Below are 19,411 nucleotides of genomic sequence, written 5' to 3'. Positions count from 1 at the left end.
CCCTAATATTCACTAGGCCACTCGGACTGGTGCAGTTTGGTGAATTTTTCCACCAGATGTTTATTTTCCGGAGAGGCCGCCAGATTCACATTGCCCTGCGGATCCTTCTCATAGTCATAAAGTTCAGTGCCGACCACGTTGCCCCTCCCCTTTTCCCAAAGCGTGAAGCGGTATCGATCGGTTCGGATGGAACGGGCGATAATCTTGCCCTTGCGGAATTGACTGGCCGAGAAACCGTTCCACTCCTGCTTCGGGTGCTCGACCAGCGGAAGCAGGCTTTTTCCTTCGCAATGCTTCGGTACGGGAAGCCCGGCGGTCCTGCAGAGCGTCGGATAGATGTCGAGTAGTTCTACGAGCGCATCGGAGCGCTGGCCCTTTTTCGCGCCGGGCACCTTGAGCAGCAGCGGCACATGGTTGGTGGTTTCCCAGCAGACGCCCTTGGTCCACACCCCGTTGTTGCCGTGGTGGTAGCCGTTGTCGCCGCAGAGAACGATAATGGTGTTGTCGTAGACGCCCGCCTTTTTCAGCGCGTCCAAAACACGACCGAGCTGAGCATCGGCATAACTGACGCAGGCATAGTAGCCGTGCATGCTCTGGCGGATCAACTCGTCGGTCAACGGCGTGCCGTTGGGGATATCGCCATAGCCGAACAGTTCGCCGTAATGCTTAAGCGCAATCTCCGGCGCACCTATCGGATGATAACGATTTGCCGCGACCGGCATGGCCGAGCGTTCGTAGAGATCCCAATATTTTTTTGGAGCGCACCAAGGCAGGTGCGGCTTGCGGAACCCTGTCACCATCATGAACGGCTTGCCGTCCTTGGCAGCTTGAGCGATCCACTTTTCGGAAGCGGCGGCGGCCTGTCCGTCGCAGTAGGCGTCATCGCCCACGTCCTCAGCTTCGATGGACGGCGGTAACCCCTCGCTCTTGGGGGTGAAGAAAATATCGGCCTTCCGCTTGTTCTCCGGCTTCACATGGTCGAGCCATTCAGATTTAAAATAAGGTTCGCTCCAGTCGTCGCCGATGCTGTTGTGGTAAACCTTGCCCGCACCGAACACGGCATAACCCTGCTGCATAAAATAGCGATTGAGGGTCAGCTCTTCGTTCAGCACGTTATGGAACGGCGTGTTATTGCCCATCAGCCCGGTGGTGTCGGGCCGCATGCCCGACATAAAGCTGCCGCGCGACGGCCCGCAAATGGGATACTGCGCGTAGGCCCGTTCAAACACCATGCCGTCCGCCGCGAGTTTATCGAGGCTCGGCGTTTTCGCAATCGGATCGCCCTGGCAACTGATCAGTGGCCGCAAGTCGTCCACGATCACAAACAGCACATTAAGCTTCTTTGCCACTGCAGGCAGTGCGATCAGGCAACTTAAAAGCAGGATCGGCTTAAAGATAGATTTCAACAGTGTTCTCCTGTTCGGTGAGCATGGAATCGAAGAGATCTGCGTCGATACTGTAGCCCCCCGTACGGTAGGGATTATCCAACAACTTGAAGGATTTGACTTCGGTTCCATTGACCACCACCTTGGCCGGAGTGTAGGCATGACGCTCGACGTGGTAGATCCACTTCACGCGCTTGCCGTTGAGGTCGAGGTCCAGCGCGGTGCCGTCGAGCGATTTCGGAAGAACCGGATCGATCTCGATGCGGCCGAGGTTGCGACGGATGCCGAAGAGCTTGCCGATTACCAACCCGATGTAGATACCCGGGCCGCTGGAATAAAGGCGCCAGCCGCCGAGTGCACCAATGTTGCCCTTCTTCAGTTCACCCATACCGCGCTGCGCTTCGTAGCGATCGTAGACATCGGCATCGGAACTGGAGAAATAGAGGTTAGCCTGGCGCGGCCGTGCGTTCGGCACGGTCTCCTTAATGGCGACCGGGGAAATCTGCAACAGGCACTCCACCAGCTCGTCGGCGCGGCCGACCTTGGCCATGGCCTCGCAGTAGCGGATATGCGCGTGTACATACTGAAGCCCGATCTCGCGACCGAAGTGCGATGCCGTTTCGGCGCGCTGGAAGCGGGTGGATTTTCCGCCCGTGTAGGCGGGTGCCTGATCCATCAAACGCATTCCGTCCGGGAATTTGAGATGGCGCGCGGCGAGGTCGAGGTGGAAGTCCTTTTCCTCCGGCGTGAAGAGTTCGCTGATGATCGAGCGGTTGATCGGCAACAGGCGGCAGGTAATGCCGTCCTCGTCCGACGGGTGCAGCATGTGCGTGGTTTCATCTTTAGCAAAGAAGACGAACCCAGCGGCGACGCCATCTTCGATGATATGCTTCTGGAAATCGGCGAACATCTTGCAGAGGAATTGGTCAAGTCCTTCGGCATCGGCTTCACGGCCGTAGGCTTTCCAAACCTTGGAAAGCGCCGTGAATGACTGGTAGGCCAAACCGACTGTCCAGCCGCTGACCATGTTCGTTTTCATCTCCTGGTTAGCAGGCTGAAGAGAATCGTTCCAGTCGCCGTCGCCGTAACTCGGCAGCGAAGTACCATCGACACAGCTCTCGATGATATGGTCAACCGCCTTCTTGACGTGTTCGAAAATAGTTACGGACTCGTCGGAGCCCGCATAGGGCACCTCTTTTTCAAGGATCTTGAAATCGCCCGTGGCTTCGATGTAGTCACAGAGCGCTTTGACGGGCCAGTAGACAATATCGCCGTGCGATTCGTGCTGCTGGATTTCGTGGAAGCCATCGAACATGAACCACTGCGGCCACGTACCCGTATCTTCGAACTGGTGCGAGTAGGTTTCGAGCAGCATGTCGGCGGTGACCTGATCATGGCCAACGGCGAGAAGGAACTCGAGCGGGCCTTGGCAGACGTCGCGCGTGCCCCAGGCGGCGGCGTCATACTGCTCCATGCCGCGCGGTGCGGCGAAGTGGATCATGGCGTTGTGGGCATACCATTTGAGCGTGTCGGAAAGCTTGGTGGTAACGGGACACTTCGATTCGAGATGGAAGTTGGCCATCAGCGCGTCCCAGTCGGGTTCCGTAATTTTTCCGAAACGCGCCTGCGCGACGGCGCGGCCTTCATAGTGCCCGGTCAGCGAAAGCGAGAATTGTCCGGAGGGCACATCGATTACCACATAGGGTTCCTTTTCGCCGCCGATCAACTCGGCCCCGCCGACGAGACATTCGGCGGCATCGACCTTTGCCAGCATGCAGGCTTCGGGGAATTTGTTTTTCAGCAACGAGCCTTCGGCGGGAAGGAGGGTCAGCAGACCGTCGTCGGCATCCCACTCTACGCCAGGCGCGGAATCGAACTCGTTGGCGTCGCCGTGCACCTCGAGGGTGGCGCGCATCGGCGGAAGCGTCCCCGAGATGGAAACCACGGAATATTCGATCGTTTCGGAGGTGGCGTGCGCCACGACCTCGAAGGTGGTTGCTTCAATCTTGTAGATCCAGCGGACGCGGTCGCGCTCCATGGCGAAGGCCGACGGGAAACCAAGCTGCCGCCACTGCCCGGCCATCTTTGCGTAAAGACGAATGCCGCTGGAGCGCTCGAGGTTTAGCGAGTTACGCTGGATGGTGGTGAAGCGCCCGAAGGAGGTGTTGCCCACGGAGAACTGCGAACCGAACGCACCGTAGCCGTAGGCCGTGATGCACAGGACGTTTTCATCCAGCTCCGCACCGTGGGCGGATTTCAGGATGGTGCCGTGCTGCCGTTCAACGATGGCTTCCTTTGCAGGAAGTACAACGTGTGTGTCTTCGCCGCAGAAGAAGGAATAGAGCTCGTGGCGGTCGGAGTATTCGGTGTGACGCCATTCGCTTCCGAACAGTTTTTCAAGTTCATCCTTTTCCAACGGCTGACCGAACAGCAGTTCGGCATCGGCGAAAAAAGCACCGGAATTTGCATCCGAAGTTATGGCGCCGGGCTCCGGCTGGTCAGCCTTGAGCGCGGCATCGATCAGCGCAAGGTCGGCGGCGGAGGTCACATCCGGGTGCTCGTCCACAATGTACATCGCAAAAACCGTAACGCTGCTTTGGCAGGGTTGCAGGTGGATTTTACGCGACTGCAGCGCAGTATAGGCGAACTCGTACTGCTTAACTCGGTTTTCCAGGGCTTGGAAGCCGAGTGCGGCGGGTTGGCCATCTATCTTGGACGAGGTGCCGAAAAACTGGTAGCCGTCGGTGGAGGCGGAGTTGGCGCCCTGCAGGCAGAAGCTGGCAGCGACGGGATTTTTCGGGTGCAGGTTGTTGCGGCTGAGAACCGCCTTCCCGGCGATCGGGTGCGCCATGATCTTGTGGTCGAGATATTGTGAGACATAGGCCTCGTTGCTCTTGAGCGCGCCGGGATCGGCAATGCCGATATCCTGCCCCGCCATCCAGTCGATCGAAACGGCCTTGGTGTTCGTGTTTTTCGCGTGGCAGATGCGATACAGGATCGGCAGTTCGGGATGCAACACCAGCTCGACGGCGGCTTCAATCCCCTCTTCCGTACGCATCCAGCGCACCCCGTTTTCGTGAAACGCGCAGTTGGCGGAAGTACCGGACATGGGAACGGCTTGGATTTCATCGGCGCCGAGCAAGCGGAGGTCTACCCGATCGAGGCCGCCTTGGAGCGGATGCCCTTCGAGCTGACTGACCATGAGGTCGTTCAGACAGATGCAGTGCGTTCCACCATTGCGGTGGAAGCCGATTTTCAGCCCGGCCTTGTTCGAGTATTCGACCAGATCAAAATCGTCGCGTTTTCCAATATTGAGTTTCATCGCCTTCTCCTTGCGATCCAGTGTTGTTGCATTAGTCATTAGAAGCAGTCTCCTTTCGGCGATCGAGTTCCGCCTTGATTTCGTATACCCGCTTTTCGGATAGCGGATAAAGGCGCATGGCGATGAACGACATGACGCTCAGCAGAATTGGAATGCCAATTTCAAATATTCTAAGGTGATTAACCGTCCGCACGCTTTGGCGGGACACTTCAAGGGCTTTCGACAACACGGAATCGCACACCTTCGTGAACTCTTCCGCCCCCGTGTAAATCGATTGAAGCCCGGCATCGATGCGTTCCACACCTTCCAACAACTCGGCATAGTGCTCGGCATCGGAAGGCACCTTTTCCTGCATGGCTCGGAAATGGTCCGCCAGCGCTTGGTTTTGTTTGATCGAAATTGAAATTTTTTCGGTTACATCAGCGGCGGAGGGCATCTCTGCGTCTTTTTCGAAGCCGGCTTTCAGCTCGCGCACGGGACCGCTGACCGCATCCACCATGGAGGATTGCTTATCGTCGAAATCGGAAACCAATAGCAGCGCCCCGGCCACGATGCCGGCAAAGGCCATACCCAGTTTCATGAACCACCAGAAGATGGAGTAGTAGGCGCCTTCGTTGCGGTTGCCCGTATGCAGCTCGTCCTCGTCGCAAACATCGGCCACCATGGCGCTGGCCAGGGTAAAATACATCACCATGCCAGCGGAGAGCATGGCGGTCGGTATCAGGATCAGATAGGGATGCTCAGGATTGTAGCACCAGATCTTCGTCAGCTGGCCCCCGGCCATCAACGAGATAGAGACGAGCATGGTGAGCGTCTTGCCGACCCGCGCGCTGATCCAGTTCATTGGAGGAATGGCGACCAACGAGGTGACCGCCCACACGGTACCCGTGACGCCCATCAGTTTCGCGGCGGAGACCTGATCGCCCCCATAGAGATAGAAAATGGTGATGTAGTTGGCAAAGTTGCCGACAAAATTAAAGCCCATGATGACCATGAAAATGATCGCTACGAGCAGCAGGAAGGTTTTGTTGCGGAAGGTAACGCCGATGTTTTCCCGGAACGGTACCCGCTCCTGCTCCTTGACCTGCTCCAGCTTACCTTCCCGGCAAACCTTGTAGCAGATAATGATGCATGGAAGGACGATGATCGCGACGATCAGCGAAACATAGCGCATGCCGTCCGATGCGTTTCCTCCCGCCCCCTTAAACAGATCGAGTTGTGCCAAGCCGTATAGCCACGGCGTGGCCATGGCCCCCATGTTGCCGATAAAGCTCTTAGCCGCAAACAGGCGCGTACGCTCGTGATAGTCGGCCGTCATTTCCATTCCAAGCGCACCGTGCGGAATCTCAAAGACCGTAACGGCGGTGTAGAACATGATCAGCAAAAGAAGAATATAACCAAACTGCACCCAGGCCGACGCACCTTCGCCTTTGGGAATCCACCAGAGCAAAACAAAAGCAATACACACCGCGATGCCGCCCCACAACACATACGGGCGGCGACGCCCGGCGCTGCTGCGCGTGTTGTCGGATATGTAGCCCATCATCGGATCCGTGAAGGCATCCCACAAACGCGGCACGGCCATCACCAAACCAAGCACCAAGGCGCTCAACCCCAGACTGATGTTCCCAATGATACCCATGAGCATGTAGACAATATTGGCCAAAGCAATCGGTACGATGCCACCGAGTCCATAGGCCACCTTCTGCCCCATAGGGATACGGTCGGCCACTGAAGTTTTATGATGCTCGTTCAAATTCATATCTCTGTATACGCGGTAACACCCGGCGGGTTTGACAACTTTTATCAACAACCTCTTCTCAAGCATATGTAACCGCTTACTTTCAAGATCTAAGAAACCACTTACCTGCCCGTGGGACAAGGAATATTTAGATTTTTCTTAACTTGTCTTGCTAATCGGTTACATTTCACACGGTATCAGCAAAATCAAGCGGACTTACAGAGGGGATTGAAACATGGCAACACTATATGATGTTTGTAAAAAAACCGGTCTTTCCACAGCGACGGTGTCGCGGGTTATTAATGGCAGCAACGCCGTGACCGAAAAGACACGTAAGATCGTACAGGATGCCATGAAAGAACTCGACTACCGCCCCAATCAGGCCGCCCGTATGCTGGCAGGGAAGAAAACCGATACCATCGGTGTAATCTTCCCTGAAATTGACAACGGATTCTATGTGCAGGTCTTACGAGGCATTGATAATGCAGCCAAAGAAGCGGGCCTTCACCTTCTCACGGCGTTCTATCATGACAAGACCGGCCTGAAACATACGCTTCAATCACTCGCTTCCCGCGGCCGGACCGATTCCATTGTCATGATCAATAATGATCTTTCAGACCGTCAGCTTAAAAATCTGGTGAATGATGCCGTTCCGATTGTAATGATCGGCCATAGCGCAGAAACCAGCGCATCATTCGATGTCGTCGGAATCGATAACACCAATGGAGCCGCGGCAGCAGTAGCCCACCTGTTGGAAAAAGGCATCGACGATGTTATGCTGCTCACCGGCCCGGCTGATAACTTTGACAGTATGCAGCGTTTGAACGGGGTTAAAATGGCCTTTGAAGATGCCGGGAAAGATTTTTCGAAAGCCAGAATCATCGAAAGCTTCTTTACCTATGATGGTGGCATTCAGCATATGACCGAATATCTGGATGCAGGTAACCCGGCCCCCGAAGCCCTGTTTGCTTTTAACGACCGTATGGCCCTTGGAGCCGTGGAAGCTTTAAAGAACAAAGGGCTCAGTGTGCCGGAAGATGTGATTGTTGCCGGGTTTGATGACACTGAAATTGCACTTTATGCCGGACTTACATCGGTTCATGTCCCCATGATGGATATCGGCTACGAAGCGGCGAATCTAGCCATCCGCCGCGTTGATCAGAAAAAATTTAATCCATCGACCATAACCGTCACCACGTCCCTGACCGTGCGCAAGTCCAGCAAAGGCTAAGCCTGCCCCCTGCGGCGCAGCCGCTCTGGAGTGCGCCGACCACGTCGGCGCTCTCATGCGCACAGCTCCACTTAAAAGCGGAGACACGTCTCCGCGCTCCAAGGCGCTTCGCGCACTTTACTTCGCCTCAACCTGCAAGCGAAAGAACCGGTTCGTTGTCCCTGTCATGAAATACTGATTCGTCACCGACTCAATATCTGCAGAAATAAACGCGGCCCCCGCCTCCGTTACCCCGGCAGAACTCCAGCGGTTTGACATCAGATTATCCGTCTGTTCGTTGGTATAAAAAAGATTCCAAGCTGAAGCATCCTGGCGGCGGCGGTAAATATATTCAAAAATATCACCGGATACCGCATACTCAGGAAGCACTGCAGCAGGATCATTAACAAGAGCCGGGTTACTGCCGAATGAAAACTCCAGCAGGTTGACAATTGAGTCTGCATCAAAATCTTCCTCAGCCCCGCCAAGCGGAGCATTTGTACTACCGAAATATAGCATCTCCCAATCATCATCCATTCCGTTTCCATTCAGATCCCGGTACGGAGGCAAAGTTTCACTGCGCGGTGCGGCCGAAGGATGTGAATAATCATAAACCATCGAAACGTATTCATCCATTTTTGCAGACATTCGGGCCAGTCGTTCAGCCTGTGCAGGCTCACTCAGCAGATCCGCGCCCTCCGAGGAATCATCGGCTAGGTCAAAGAGATACAACGGATTTCCATCCATATCTGTAACCAGCTTATACGCGCCCTCTCGAACGGCCCTTCCGGTAAATTCAATGGGATCCACATCCTGAGAGCCTTTGTTAATAGAGTTACCCCTGCACAGCAAATGATCACGAACCGGCGCCTGATTACCGCTCAACAAGACCGACAGAAAACTTACGGCATCCAATCCCTGCCCATTTCCCTGAGCTTTACCTACCAGCTGAGCAAGGGTGGCATAAATATCGTGCACGCCGACCATGTGATCGTAAGAACCCGCTGGAATACGGTCGCCCCACTTAACAAAGAGAGGAACGCGATGTCCTCCCTCCCAGATGGAGGCCTTATAACCCCGCAGCCCTTCATTCGGATTATGACCGCTGCCGGCCTCATTGATCCCCAGCCCGCCGTTGTCGGAGGTAAAGATTACCAGCGTATCCTCCAGCAGGCCTTCCACTTCGAGTTTGTGAAGAATATTGCTGAAAGCCACCTCCAGCTCTAAAAGCATATCTGAATGCGAAGATCCCGTCTCGCCGGCGACCGGCGTACCGAGGAAATCAATGGGCGGCGTATGCTTACTGTGAACCGCTTCAGCGCAGTAATGAATAAAGAACGGCTCCTCCGTACCGCCGGCCTCATTGGCCGCCAGGTGCGCATCAATATAATCCAGCGTTTTTCGGGTTAATGTCGGGCCGACATCACAGGTATACCAGTCCGGTAATCCATAGCCCGGGCGATACGTCCAATGGTCGCCGTTATCCGTCATATAATGTGGATTATCATAAACAAAAAGATCAGCAGGATTACCCACGATATAATCATTCTCGAAATAGGCATAGAGAGGGTCCTGAATCCCTCCGTAGAGCATGAATGAATAATCGAAACCCACGAGTGCTGAATGCACCCCGTTACTGACCGGCTGCGTCCAATCCGTTTTTGTTGGATCATAATAATTCGCCTGTTTAGTCGTATCACCCGCCAGAAAGTCGCGGGCATCCTGCAGATTCCAGACAATCTGTTTTGTATCGGCCACACCGTTTGCATCGGCCAGATATCCTCCAAGATGCCCTTTTCCGAAAATAGCCGAGTGATACCCGGCGCTGTTCAGCACATGCGCCAGCGTTTGCTGCCCCAACATCACCTGCGCCCCTTTATTCATGTGCCAGGAACCACCCTCCGTTCGACCGCGCCAGGGGTAGTTTCCGGTCAGAATTGAATATCGACTCGGAGCACAGAGCGCTGCCTGCGTATGGGCATCATTAAAGACCATTCCCGAAGACGCAAAACCCTCAATCGTCGGTTGAGCCGGAGGCATATTGGCAGATTGATTATAAATACGGGAATCACCGATCCCCATATCATCTGCAAAGAAAATCAGAATATTCGGTCGCTCAACCGCAATCGGCTCATAGACCTGAATAGAGACAGCAGCGGTATTTCCCGTTGAGACCCCATCAATGGCTGCATAGGTAAAACCTACCGTCCCGGTGTAGCCGTCCGCTGCGGTGTAATCGAAGGATCCATCCGCATTCAACGTCAGCCATCCTGAGTCAACGTCAGCGATCAGCAGTGCCGACAGTACGTCACCGTCCTCATCGTTCATCAAAACACCCGGAACTGCCACATTAAGGTCCATCCCCCGGGCCACGCTATAGGCATCATCCAGCGCAATAGGCACGGTATTGCTGCTGCCTGAAGAATTCAATGACAATACAATCTGATCAAAACAACTATTAAAGTTTGCGGTGTTGTTTTTATTAACTAAGCCCGCAATTTTGAATGCAATGGATTGATCGATCGATAACTCGCCCAATTCCGACAGATTAAAAATCAGCGTATCGGTCACAACGGTCGTATCCGTCAGCGTCAGATTCCATCCGGACACACGGCTGGTGGTACCGACATCGTACAGATCCAGTGTATTGCCTCCGCCACCTGGATTGATCACCGTTTTGACCCCATCGACGGCACTCGTTACACCCCCAACTATTGCATACAGTCCAATTGAATCCATTACGGACGCACCATCACTGAAAACAGAGACATCGATCGTCAATGATGCAAAGGAGAGATCAATCGCCCCTCCCGAATCGGGAGTGACCATAAATTCAATACCAGACTCGGTTGGTGACATCGGTACCAGATCACTATCATTAAATGAACGCTGATTAATATGAAACACAATCCCCCCCACCCCGTCCGATCGCTCAGCCAACTGCTGAACCTGCGGGCCAGTCCCCGGTTCGGGCACACCCAGCTGAAAAGACGCTGCACTGGCGGATAGCAAAGCATTGGACACCGTGGCCTCAAAATCTCCGCCGTCAAAATCATACGTCACGGTGGCCGAATAGCTCATAACGACAGTTGATATTGCATATAGTGTTATCAGTCGTTTCATTTCTTCCTCTTGCGCACATTATGACCGTTGAGGTGTTCCATGCGTTCAGCCCCGCCACTATCTCTTTTTTATATGAATTAGGTTGCAAAATAGAATGTAACCGCATACATTGTCAAACATTAAACAAAGGATTCCAGCCAACACTGACCCTCCGGAGCTGATATGAACCGCAGAAAATTTTTGCATCAAACCGCTGCAGCCAGTGCAGTTACCACCGGCGCACTGGCCGCAAAATCCGTACGCAAGCCGAATATTCTCATCCTTTTTGCAGATGACCTGGGCTATGGCGATGTGGGCTATAACGGGTGCACCGATCTTCCCACACTCCACATCGACTCATTGGCTGGAAATGGAGTAATCTGTACCAATGGCTATTCATCCTGTCCGGTCTGCGGCCCGTCGCGCGCCGGCCTGCTGTCCGGACGTTATCAGAACAGTTTCGGGTTTGAAGACAATCCCGGCCCCTTCAGACAGACGGCCGAAACAAAACCCGGGTTCCCGCTTGATCAGAAAACGATGGCGGATCGCCTGAAGTCACTGGGCTATACCACCGGTATGGTGGGAAAACAGCACGACGGCGTATCTCCCGAATACAATCCGGTTCATCGCGGATTTGATGAATTTTACGGCTTCAACAACGGAGCCACGGATTATTTCCGGCCGAGTAAACTGGTGCGCGGCCTGGATTCCATTCAAATGGAACAGGACTACATAACCGATGCTTTCGGGGATGAGGCCGCTGATTTTATCCGGCGCCACAAAAACGAGCCTTTCTTTTTGTACACGGCATTCAATGCCCCGCACGGCCCGATGCATGCTAAACCGGAACATCTTGAACAGTTCAAACACATCAAAGACGAAACCCGCCGCAAGTATGTTTCCATGGTCTACTCGATGGATCAGAACATCGGAAAAATACTTTCCGAACTTCGGAAACACGGATTGGAAGAAGATACCTTGATCTTTTTCCTCAGTGATAACGGCGGACCGAAAAACATTGCGGCCGACAACGGTCCCCTGCGCGGACAGAAAGGCGAATTCTACGAAGGCGGCATTCATGTTCCTTATGTGGTTCAATGGAAAGGAAAACTCCCGTCCGGAACGGTTTATAAACAGCCGGTGATCTCGCTCGACATCCTGCCCACTGCCGTCACCGCCGCCCGCGGAAAAATCTCCAAAGACTGGAACTTGGACGGGGTCAACCTGCTGCCCCATCTGGCCGGCAATATGAAAACGCCGCCGCATAGTGAACTTTATTGGCGCTTTCTGTTCCAGAACTGTATCCGGACCCCGGAGTGGAAACTGGTGAAAGTGAAGGAAAAAGACGGCGGCAAAGTCCGCGACTGGCAGCTTTTCAAGATTACAGAAGATCCCGGCGAAACGAAGGATGTCATCAAGGAATATCCGGAAGTTGCTGAAAAGCTGCTGAAAAAATATGAAAAATGGTCCAACGGCCTGCCCGACCCGCAATGGGGCTGGCAACCGGCCTTCTGCGGCAAAGTCCGCATCGACCCAAAGAGTCCTGACAAGGATTGGTAGAGTTTTTGACAGGATAACAGGATCAACTGGATGCTAAAATAATCCTATCCATCCTGTGATCCGGTCTAAAAAAAGAAGAGGAATAGATTATGGAAAACAGAATTCAGATCATTGGAATGAGCCTGTTCTGTGCATTGATTGTGCAGGCATCCACCCCCGTTCCATTCACCGCATACGACTTCACCACCTCCCCCGGCGGCGTGGTGGCCACACTCGAATTTGAAACACAGGCCGACCAACACTACAGCATCCTCCGGACCGACAACCTGCTTTCCAATGATTGGAACACCGTCGTTTCAGAACTGCCAGGAACCAGCTCCAACATGGTTTATGTGGACACCGCGCCGCTTGCCCCAACGACCCACTTCTACAGAGCCTCCTCCACCTCTGCTCCGCCAGCCAACCTGATCATCAACGGTGACTTTGAAACACCGGCACTGGCATCAGGAGGAACGAATGTGAGTGCCAATGGCGAATGGACTCAAGACGGAGATCGGCAGGATATCCATAAGGCCGGATGGGCGGGCGAAACCGGTGAGCAAGGAGTTTGGCTGAAAGCCTTCGCCACCAACCTCGACCGCTCGTTCTGGCAGGATACCGTGGGCGTTGCCGGAATGGAATACACGCTCGATGCCGCCTTCAAGTTCAACCCCAACTTTGAATCCAACGGCAGCACACTCGAAATGGCCATCATCTGGTTGAATGGAAACGGTTCTGAAATTTCGCGAATTACACTGGATGTGAATGCCAACCTCGACACGTCCGAGGATTGGAAACATTTAAACATCAGCGGAATTGCCCCGCCCACCACAGCCACCGTACGCGCCTGGTTCCACTGGACGACCGACAACACCATCGAAATCAGCACCCAGTCCTCCGCTCTGGTTGATAACGTGACGCTGTTCATGCAGTCCCCCGGAGCGGGATGGGGCGGCTTCAACGCCGCCACCCGCGTGGCGGCCGCGCAGTATGCCGGGCTCTATGCTGCCGCCACCGAGAACAGTATTCAGATCAGCAAAATTGAAGAAGCAGCCTTGGATACATTCACCGCCACCAACATCAACGGCATGGCCTTCACGGCCTCCGGCCGCCAGTTGTTCATGTCCACTCCGGACTCAGTGATCGCCTACAACGCCGGAACCGGACAGCAGAGCGATTTTATCACCGGGCTCTCGCTGGGGAGCGGGAAGCTTGGAATCGCCCACTTCAAAGGCGAACTGTTTGTCGGCACCGCCGGGGGCGACATCCTCCGCTACGATGCACAGCTCGACGACCTGACCGGCTCCTACAACGCAACGGTCAATATCGGTGCATCGGTTCGCGGCATCGCCGTGGACATTCAGGATCAGATGCTCTACGTGGCATCGCCGAACCATCTATACCGCCTCAATCCGACCAACTCGGTGCTGACGCAGATCGCCACCGTATCCAACATGGTCGCCATCAGCATGGGCCGCACGTTCGGCGCACCAGGGCAAGGCGGGTTGATAATCCTTCAGGACACCGGTGCCCAACGGAACCTGCTCCTCGTCTCCACCGCCGACCTGCAGGCAGGAGGCTCCTTTACGCCCGCCCCCTATATCAACACCTCCGATGAGCTGAAGGATATCGCGGCAACGGCTTGCGGACGAATCCTCTCCGCAGAACCTATTCCGGAGATGATCGCCGACACCAACGACACCCGCATGGACTTCATGGAATGGGTGGCCGATGAGTTTGAGCAGAATGTACGGTTTGCCAAAACCCTCTGCTGGCAGGATGGCGGACTCACCGGCATGGTGCAGAATGCTGCCACCCGCTGGAATAAAAACCGCGGCTCGGTGGCCAGCCCCGATGCGGCCTACTGGGTCGTCAACCAGCTTCTGATGAGCCACAACGTCAATGGTGATCTGGAAGCACAGGGCATGGTTCGCGAGATCGTGAAGCGATATTCCACCCTGTACGTTAATTCAGATGGCCAGTGGCACCATTGGTACGACTCCAACACCGGCAATCTGGCATGGAACGATGCCGATCCGGACGCCACCACCAGCGCGTACTCCACCATGAAAGCCATTCACATGGCCATCCGTGCTAAAAACTATTTCTGGTACGACACTGAAATCGTCGAAGCCGCCAACACCATGATCAGTCGCCTGCGTAACCAGCGCGACTACGTCCGCGAGTTCGGCAAGTTTGCCTCTCCTGCCGACGATATGGGTCCGGTCATCGGCGGGCATCGTCCTGCGCCTTATCAGGAACTGCATCTCTACAGCGAGCTCATGGCCGCCACCGAACCGATGAACGAAAATGCCTACCTCGACTACTGGCGCTATCGCGACAACCATGCATACAACTATGAGCTGCCAACTGAACCGATCGTAAAAACTGCCATGGCCGGTTTCTGGCGCATGTATGACCAGGCCACCGTCGCCTACTGCCGGTCTTCCAACGATTGGAAACAGGAATTCAAAAACTTCTATGCCCTCTATGCCGGCTGGACCGACGACCATGCCACCGAACACCTCACCGCTTTCTCTGCCGGACAGGTTCCCGACCTGAGCAAGTCCGACCCATCCACCACCCACACCTACAGCGCCGACAAATACACCTACCACCCCGGCACCGTAAACAGCTTCGGCACCGTGATCGGATTCGGACTTCATGGCGACACGGTTCCGGTGGTCGGCGCCTACTTTGCTTACCGCGATGGACGCCGCCAACTGCTGGAAGGCTCTGCAAACTACAACGACCCTCATCTGCTCACCCGCATCTCATACGACTACCCCACCTGGCTGATGAGCAACATCAGCCCCACCGACCACCAATATGCAGGTTATGCCCTGGGAGAACTCCTTAAGCCCGGAAGTATCGACCAGACCATTGCCAACCACACCTATCTCGAACCACAGTGGTCGGTTCAAACCAACGGGGATTATCTCGTCGAATTCTCCCAGCTCATCAAACGGCAGATCAGGGGCACGACCGATGGTTCCAACTGGGACTACCTCGGCTATCAATATTCACCCTTCACCGTCCCTGCCTCCGCAGGCTATACCAACTTTATGGTGGGAGGAGCAGAAGGTGAATTGCTCCAGCCGCTCTCCAACCAGACCTACAATGTATCCGCCGATTTCGAAGGCACCCGATATATTGCACGAGTCCTCTCCACCAACAGCGGCCCGCTGCGCGTGCAGTGGTATAACGGCACGTCCTTTATCTCGGAAGACACCGGTTTCCAACCCCTGGAAACCTTCAAACCCGCCGGAGCCACCGAGCTGCGCGCCGACCTTTCCGGCCACCCCTTCGAGCAGATCACGGTCGAACTCGACGGCAAACCCGAGCTCTTCAGCAACCATGGTTTCGAGGATGGAAACCTTAACGGATGGTCATCCACGCAGCAGACCGGCCTGAGCCGTTCGAATGTGGCCGACAGCCGCCTCGAAGGTTCCCGTTCCTGCGAATTCATTGCCACCGTTGGTGCCGCCAATGGCAACTACACACAGGTTTATCGCGAGTACGACATATCAGCAGATCCGACCAACACGCACTATGTGCTCGAATACGATGTCATCACCGAAAACCTGCAAGGCTCCAGCCTCCGCAGCACAGTAAAGGTGTACGACGCAACAAACGCTCAGATTCGCGATGACTACTTCGACACCCTCGAACGGCCCGACACCCGGACCAGACTCAGTGCCGGATTCCGCAAGCGCGATACCGACCACGTTAAACTGCGCTTCATCATCCGCCTCACCCGAGACAACGCCACCGCTGTCACTGCCGATGAACGCGTCATCATCGACAACCTGCGTCTACTGAAAATGAAACCATGACCTTTAACAGGAGTTGAACATGATTCATCGAACCGCCGCAGCCTTGACCATCAGCCTGACACTCTCAGGGTGTATAAGCTTGGCAGGCCAACAAACCGAAAAACTATCTACGACCATTCAACTGAAAGCCGAGCTGGACTATCTCCTGCATGTTCCCGAAGAAGTTCCAACCTCTGGAAAAAAGTGGCCGCTGATGCTCTTCCTGCACGGTGCCGGCGAGCGGGGTTCCGATTTGGAACTGGTTAAACGCAACGGACCGCCCATGCTGATTGCCAAGGGAAGAGAATTCCCGTTCATCATCGCCTCCCCGCAATGCTCGAAAGACATCGAGTGGTCGCACCCCGAAAAGATCATTGCCCTGAACGCACTCATCGATGAGCTGGTGGCTAACTATCCCGTCGATGAATCCCGCATCTACCTGACCGGACTCAGTATGGGCGGTTTTGGAACATGGGCGCTCGCCGCCTCCTATCCCGACCGCTTTGCCGCCATTGCCCCCGTCTGCGGCGGCGGCTGCCGCATGGTGGCCCGGCGCCTTGTTGATATGCCCATATGGGTTTTCCATGGAGCCAAAGACAAGGTCGTGCCCATCAGCATGTCGCAGGAAATGGTCGATGCCCTGGAGAAAAAAGGCTCCACAAGCGTCAAGTTCACCATCTATCCCGAAACCGGACACAACTCCTGGGTCGAAGCTTACAATACCCCCGAACTCTACAAATGGTTCCTTTCCCACGCGAAGGAAGGGGAATGAATCGAAGAACCTTTGGTCAGCTGACTAGCTCAGCGGTATTGGGCACGGGAACCGCCTTCGCGCTCCTGCGCGAGACAGACGAACAATTCCTGACCGCCCTGCTCCTGGATACCTGGGTATGCCTCGACGACATGCTCGACACAACCACCGGGTTTCCACGCGATACACAGCTTCCCGGCGGGCACACCAACACCACCAACATCGGGCTCTACCTCGCGGCGCTGTGTACCGCCAAAGAAGTCGGACTGATCCGCTCCGCCCCCGCGCTGCAACGTGCCGAAAAAATCCTTACCTCGCTGGAGGGCTGCAAGCGAATGCACGGCTTCATGCCCAACTTCATTCCGGTGGATCTGAAGGATCAGAAGACCGAAGGCGTCATGGCGGTCTCCGATTTCAACAAACTGGCCGTCGGCCTGATTATGGCACGCCGAACCTGGCCGGAACTGGCCGAACGCATAACCGCCTTTCTCGATGCCATTGAATGGAACCGCCTCTATCATCCCGAAGCAGGCACCCTGAGCTGGGGCTATGATTTCAATAAAGATGCTCCAACCGGCGGGGGCCGCCTCTGGCTGACCGCCGACACTCGCTCGGCGGTCTTCATGATGGTGGCCTCCAAGGCCGCCCCGCCCGAAGTCTGGGCAAGAATGGATCGCCAGGCACTCGATACCCCCTATGGCACCATCTGCCGCGGCTACGGCATGGGCGGCCTGTTCCTGCATGCCATGGATGGACTCTTCCTGCCGGAAATCGACACCGAGGTAGGCGAGTCCGCCGGCAACCTCGCCTGGCAGCAGATCCGGATGGCACAACGCCGCGGATACCCCCTGTGGGGCTGGTCGAACTGCTACATGCCCGGCAGCGGCTACACCCAGGGCGGCTATCTCTCGGAACACGTCGTTACCCCCCACGCGGTTGCACTGATGCTCGACTACTACCCGCTCCATGCCACCGCCACCCTGCGCGAAATGGTTCAGCGCGACGGAACCGTTCCACCCAAGGGCTACGAAGGAAAACGCCGGGGACTGCGCGATGCCTTCAACATGAAAACCGGCCAGTGGGACCACCGCTACCTCTCCCTCGACCAGGGCATGCTCTTTCTTGCCCTCGCCAACCATCTGCACAACGGCATCGTCCGAAAAATCTACGCATCCGATCCGCTCATCCATCACGGACTCCAATTGCTTAAACCGCACATCAAACAGCGCCCGGAACTGCTTCAAACCTGGAAACAGCGGGATGCGATTCCGTGGAAAACAGATCCCAAACCATCGAAAAGTATTTCACCAAACATCCAGTTCCCGCTTTCAAACTGTTCCACCGATGCACCGGCCCATATCCGGTTCCAACCATTGGAAACCGGCGCCGTCGGCATCAACTATCTAGCAAAAGGTTCAACTGCTCCCACCCACGCCACCTTCAAATTCCCGCCCGTCAATCTTTTCGTCCTGAAACAGATTGAGATCGATCTGGAAATCCAGGAGGCCACCCCCGAGCCACCCGGCTGGATGCGCGTGCTGCTCATCGATCGTTTCAAACAGGAACGTTACGCCCACATTGAACTCGGGAAACAACAAACCACCTACCGCATAAACGCCGACAACCTGCTTGGAATCCATATTGATGAAACCGCCGTCACATCCCTGAAAATTCAATTCTGGCGCAATCCATGGTTCTATAACGACAAGCGGCTTCTGGCAGATCAGCTCAACCTTAAACTCAACTCAATCAGGATAATAAACCAGCCATGAAAACCCGATTAATCCACCTCGTCATCATACTGAGTAGTTTAAACTCTTTTGCCGCGAAACCGGGAACCTACTCCGATCCGGCCAAGTTCAACAAAGCCATTATGCAGTTCGAAACCGAAGACCGAAACACGCCGTCGCCTGCGGGTGCCGTACTGTGCATCGGCAGCTCCAGCATGCGCATGTGGCACGGCATGATCGAAGAAGACCTGGCACCACTCACCCTGATCAAGCGTGGATTCGGCGGCAGCAACATGAACGATGTGCTGCACTACGCCGACCGCATCGTCCTGCCCTATCAACCGCGCGCCATCGTGCTTTACGAAGGCGACAACGATGTTGCCCAGGGAGTCCCCCCGGCCAAAATATTTGAAACCTTTCAGGCCTTTGTTGAAAAAGTACACGCCGCCCTGCCCGACTGCCGCTTCTATATCCTCCCCGCCAAACCGAGTCCCAAACGGCAACATCTCTGGCCCACCATGCAGGAGGCAAACAACCTGATCGCCGCCGAGTGCGCAAAAGATGCCCGCATGACCTTTGTCGACATCGCCTCGCCCATGCTTTTATCCGATGGAACCCCAAACCCGGAACTCTTTCTAAAAGATCAGCTCCACATGAACCGCGCCGGTTACGAGATTTGGCGCGACACCCTCAAACCAATCCTTCTCCAAAACGAACTCAAATTCAAAGCAGAAGAAACAACTGAATAATGCCCGTCCCCGGCTGAACCCCGACTGGATTTTCCCAAACCTTTGGCCGTTTTAGTGTCCACTATTG

The 19,411-nt window shown here is 55.1% G+C and carries 10 protein-coding genes; 6 read left to right on the top strand and 4 right to left on the bottom strand.

The annotated features are described in order from the left end of the window. Positions 1–2: 2 nt before the first annotated feature. The 3 genes from E9954_RS05715 to E9954_RS05705 are packed head-to-tail and all read right to left on the bottom strand — an operon-like array spanning position 3 to position 6,469. Entirely contained in the window at positions 3–1,406 is a 1,404-nt protein-coding gene (locus tag E9954_RS05715; protein WP_168442005.1) for a sulfatase, read from the bottom strand. After that, entirely contained in the window at positions 1,390–4,746 is a 3,357-nt protein-coding gene (locus E9954_RS05710; RefSeq protein WP_136078252.1) for a GH36-type glycosyl hydrolase domain-containing protein, read from the bottom strand. Before E9954_RS05710 ends, E9954_RS05715 begins: the two co-directional genes overlap by 17 nt. Then, the gene (locus E9954_RS05705; protein ID WP_168442004.1) at positions 4,739–6,469 is read right to left on the bottom strand and encodes an MFS transporter; all 1,731 of its coding nucleotides are present in this window, start codon (positions 6,467–6,469) and stop codon (positions 4,739–4,741) included. Before E9954_RS05705 ends, E9954_RS05710 begins: the two co-directional genes overlap by 8 nt. Before the next feature lie 214 nt (positions 6,470–6,683). On the opposite strand from E9954_RS05705, the gene E9954_RS05700 reads away from it, so the two are divergent. After that, positions 6,684–7,679, top strand: coding sequence for a LacI family DNA-binding transcriptional regulator (locus E9954_RS05700; RefSeq protein WP_136078250.1), 996 nt, complete (start codon positions 6,684–6,686; stop codon positions 7,677–7,679). A gap of 117 nt (positions 7,680–7,796) precedes the next feature. Here the strand turns inward: E9954_RS05700 and E9954_RS05695 are convergent, their stop codons facing one another. After that, positions 7,797–10,781: a sulfatase-like hydrolase/transferase gene (locus E9954_RS05695; protein WP_136078249.1), complete on the bottom strand. Its 2,985-nt coding sequence runs from the start codon at positions 10,779–10,781 to the stop codon at positions 7,797–7,799. Between the two features lie 162 nt (positions 10,782–10,943). On the opposite strand from E9954_RS05695, the gene E9954_RS05690 reads away from it, so the two are divergent. From E9954_RS05690 to E9954_RS05670, 5 genes are all read left to right on the top strand, one after another. Next, the gene (locus E9954_RS05690; protein WP_136078248.1) at positions 10,944–12,320 is read left to right on the top strand and encodes a sulfatase family protein; all 1,377 of its coding nucleotides are present in this window, start codon (positions 10,944–10,946) and stop codon (positions 12,318–12,320) included. A gap of 89 nt (positions 12,321–12,409) precedes the next feature. Continuing rightward, positions 12,410–16,135, top strand: a complete 3,726-nt coding sequence (locus E9954_RS05685) for a hypothetical protein (protein ID WP_136078247.1) — start codon at positions 12,410–12,412, stop codon at positions 16,133–16,135. Positions 16,136–16,154: 19 nt separating this feature from the next. Then, complete coding sequence (locus tag E9954_RS05680) at positions 16,155–16,886, top strand: carboxylesterase family protein (protein WP_136078246.1); 732 nt, start codon at positions 16,155–16,157, stop codon at positions 16,884–16,886. Further along, positions 16,883–18,637, top strand: coding sequence for a glucoamylase family protein (locus E9954_RS05675; RefSeq protein ID WP_168442003.1), 1,755 nt, complete (start codon positions 16,883–16,885; stop codon positions 18,635–18,637). Before E9954_RS05680 ends, E9954_RS05675 begins: the two co-directional genes overlap by 4 nt. Next, positions 18,634–19,344 carry an SGNH/GDSL hydrolase family protein gene (locus E9954_RS05670; RefSeq protein WP_136078244.1) on the top strand — a complete coding sequence of 237 codons (711 nt, stop codon included), beginning with the start codon at positions 18,634–18,636 and terminating at the stop codon, positions 19,342–19,344. The genes E9954_RS05675 and E9954_RS05670 overlap by 4 nt, the downstream gene beginning before the upstream one ends. Positions 19,345–19,411 lie beyond the last annotated feature (67 nt).

The sequence above is a fragment of the Pontiella desulfatans genome (assembly GCF_900890425.1).
GTDB lineage: Bacteria > Verrucomicrobiota > Kiritimatiellia > Kiritimatiellales > Pontiellaceae > Pontiella > Pontiella desulfatans.
The sequence above is the reverse complement of the archived record's forward strand: the minus strand, read 5'-3'. Positions and strand labels throughout refer to the sequence as shown.

Bases quoted from the DNA above. Each gene is read 5' to 3' on its own strand.
- E9954_RS05710 (WP_136078252.1), bottom strand. From the start codon at position 4,746: ATGACTAATGCAACAACACTGGATCGCAAGGAGAAGGCGATGAAACTC.
- E9954_RS05705 (WP_168442004.1), bottom strand. From the start codon at position 6,469: ATGAATTTGAACGAGCATCATAAAACTTCAGTGGCCGACCGTATCCCT.
- E9954_RS05700 (WP_136078250.1), top strand. From the start codon at position 6,684: ATGGCAACACTATATGATGTTTGTAAAAAAACCGGTCTTTCCACAGCG.
- E9954_RS05695 (WP_136078249.1), bottom strand. From the start codon at position 10,781: ATGAAACGACTGATAACACTATATGCAATATCAACTGTCGTTATGAGC.
- E9954_RS05690 (WP_136078248.1), top strand. From the start codon at position 10,944: ATGAACCGCAGAAAATTTTTGCATCAAACCGCTGCAGCCAGTGCAGTT.
- E9954_RS05685 (WP_136078247.1), top strand. From the start codon at position 12,410: ATGGAAAACAGAATTCAGATCATTGGAATGAGCCTGTTCTGTGCATTG.
- E9954_RS05680 (WP_136078246.1), top strand. From the start codon at position 16,155: ATGATTCATCGAACCGCCGCAGCCTTGACCATCAGCCTGACACTCTCA.
- E9954_RS05675 (WP_168442003.1), top strand. From the start codon at position 16,883: ATGAATCGAAGAACCTTTGGTCAGCTGACTAGCTCAGCGGTATTGGGC.
- E9954_RS05670 (WP_136078244.1), top strand. From the start codon at position 18,634: ATGAAAACCCGATTAATCCACCTCGTCATCATACTGAGTAGTTTAAAC.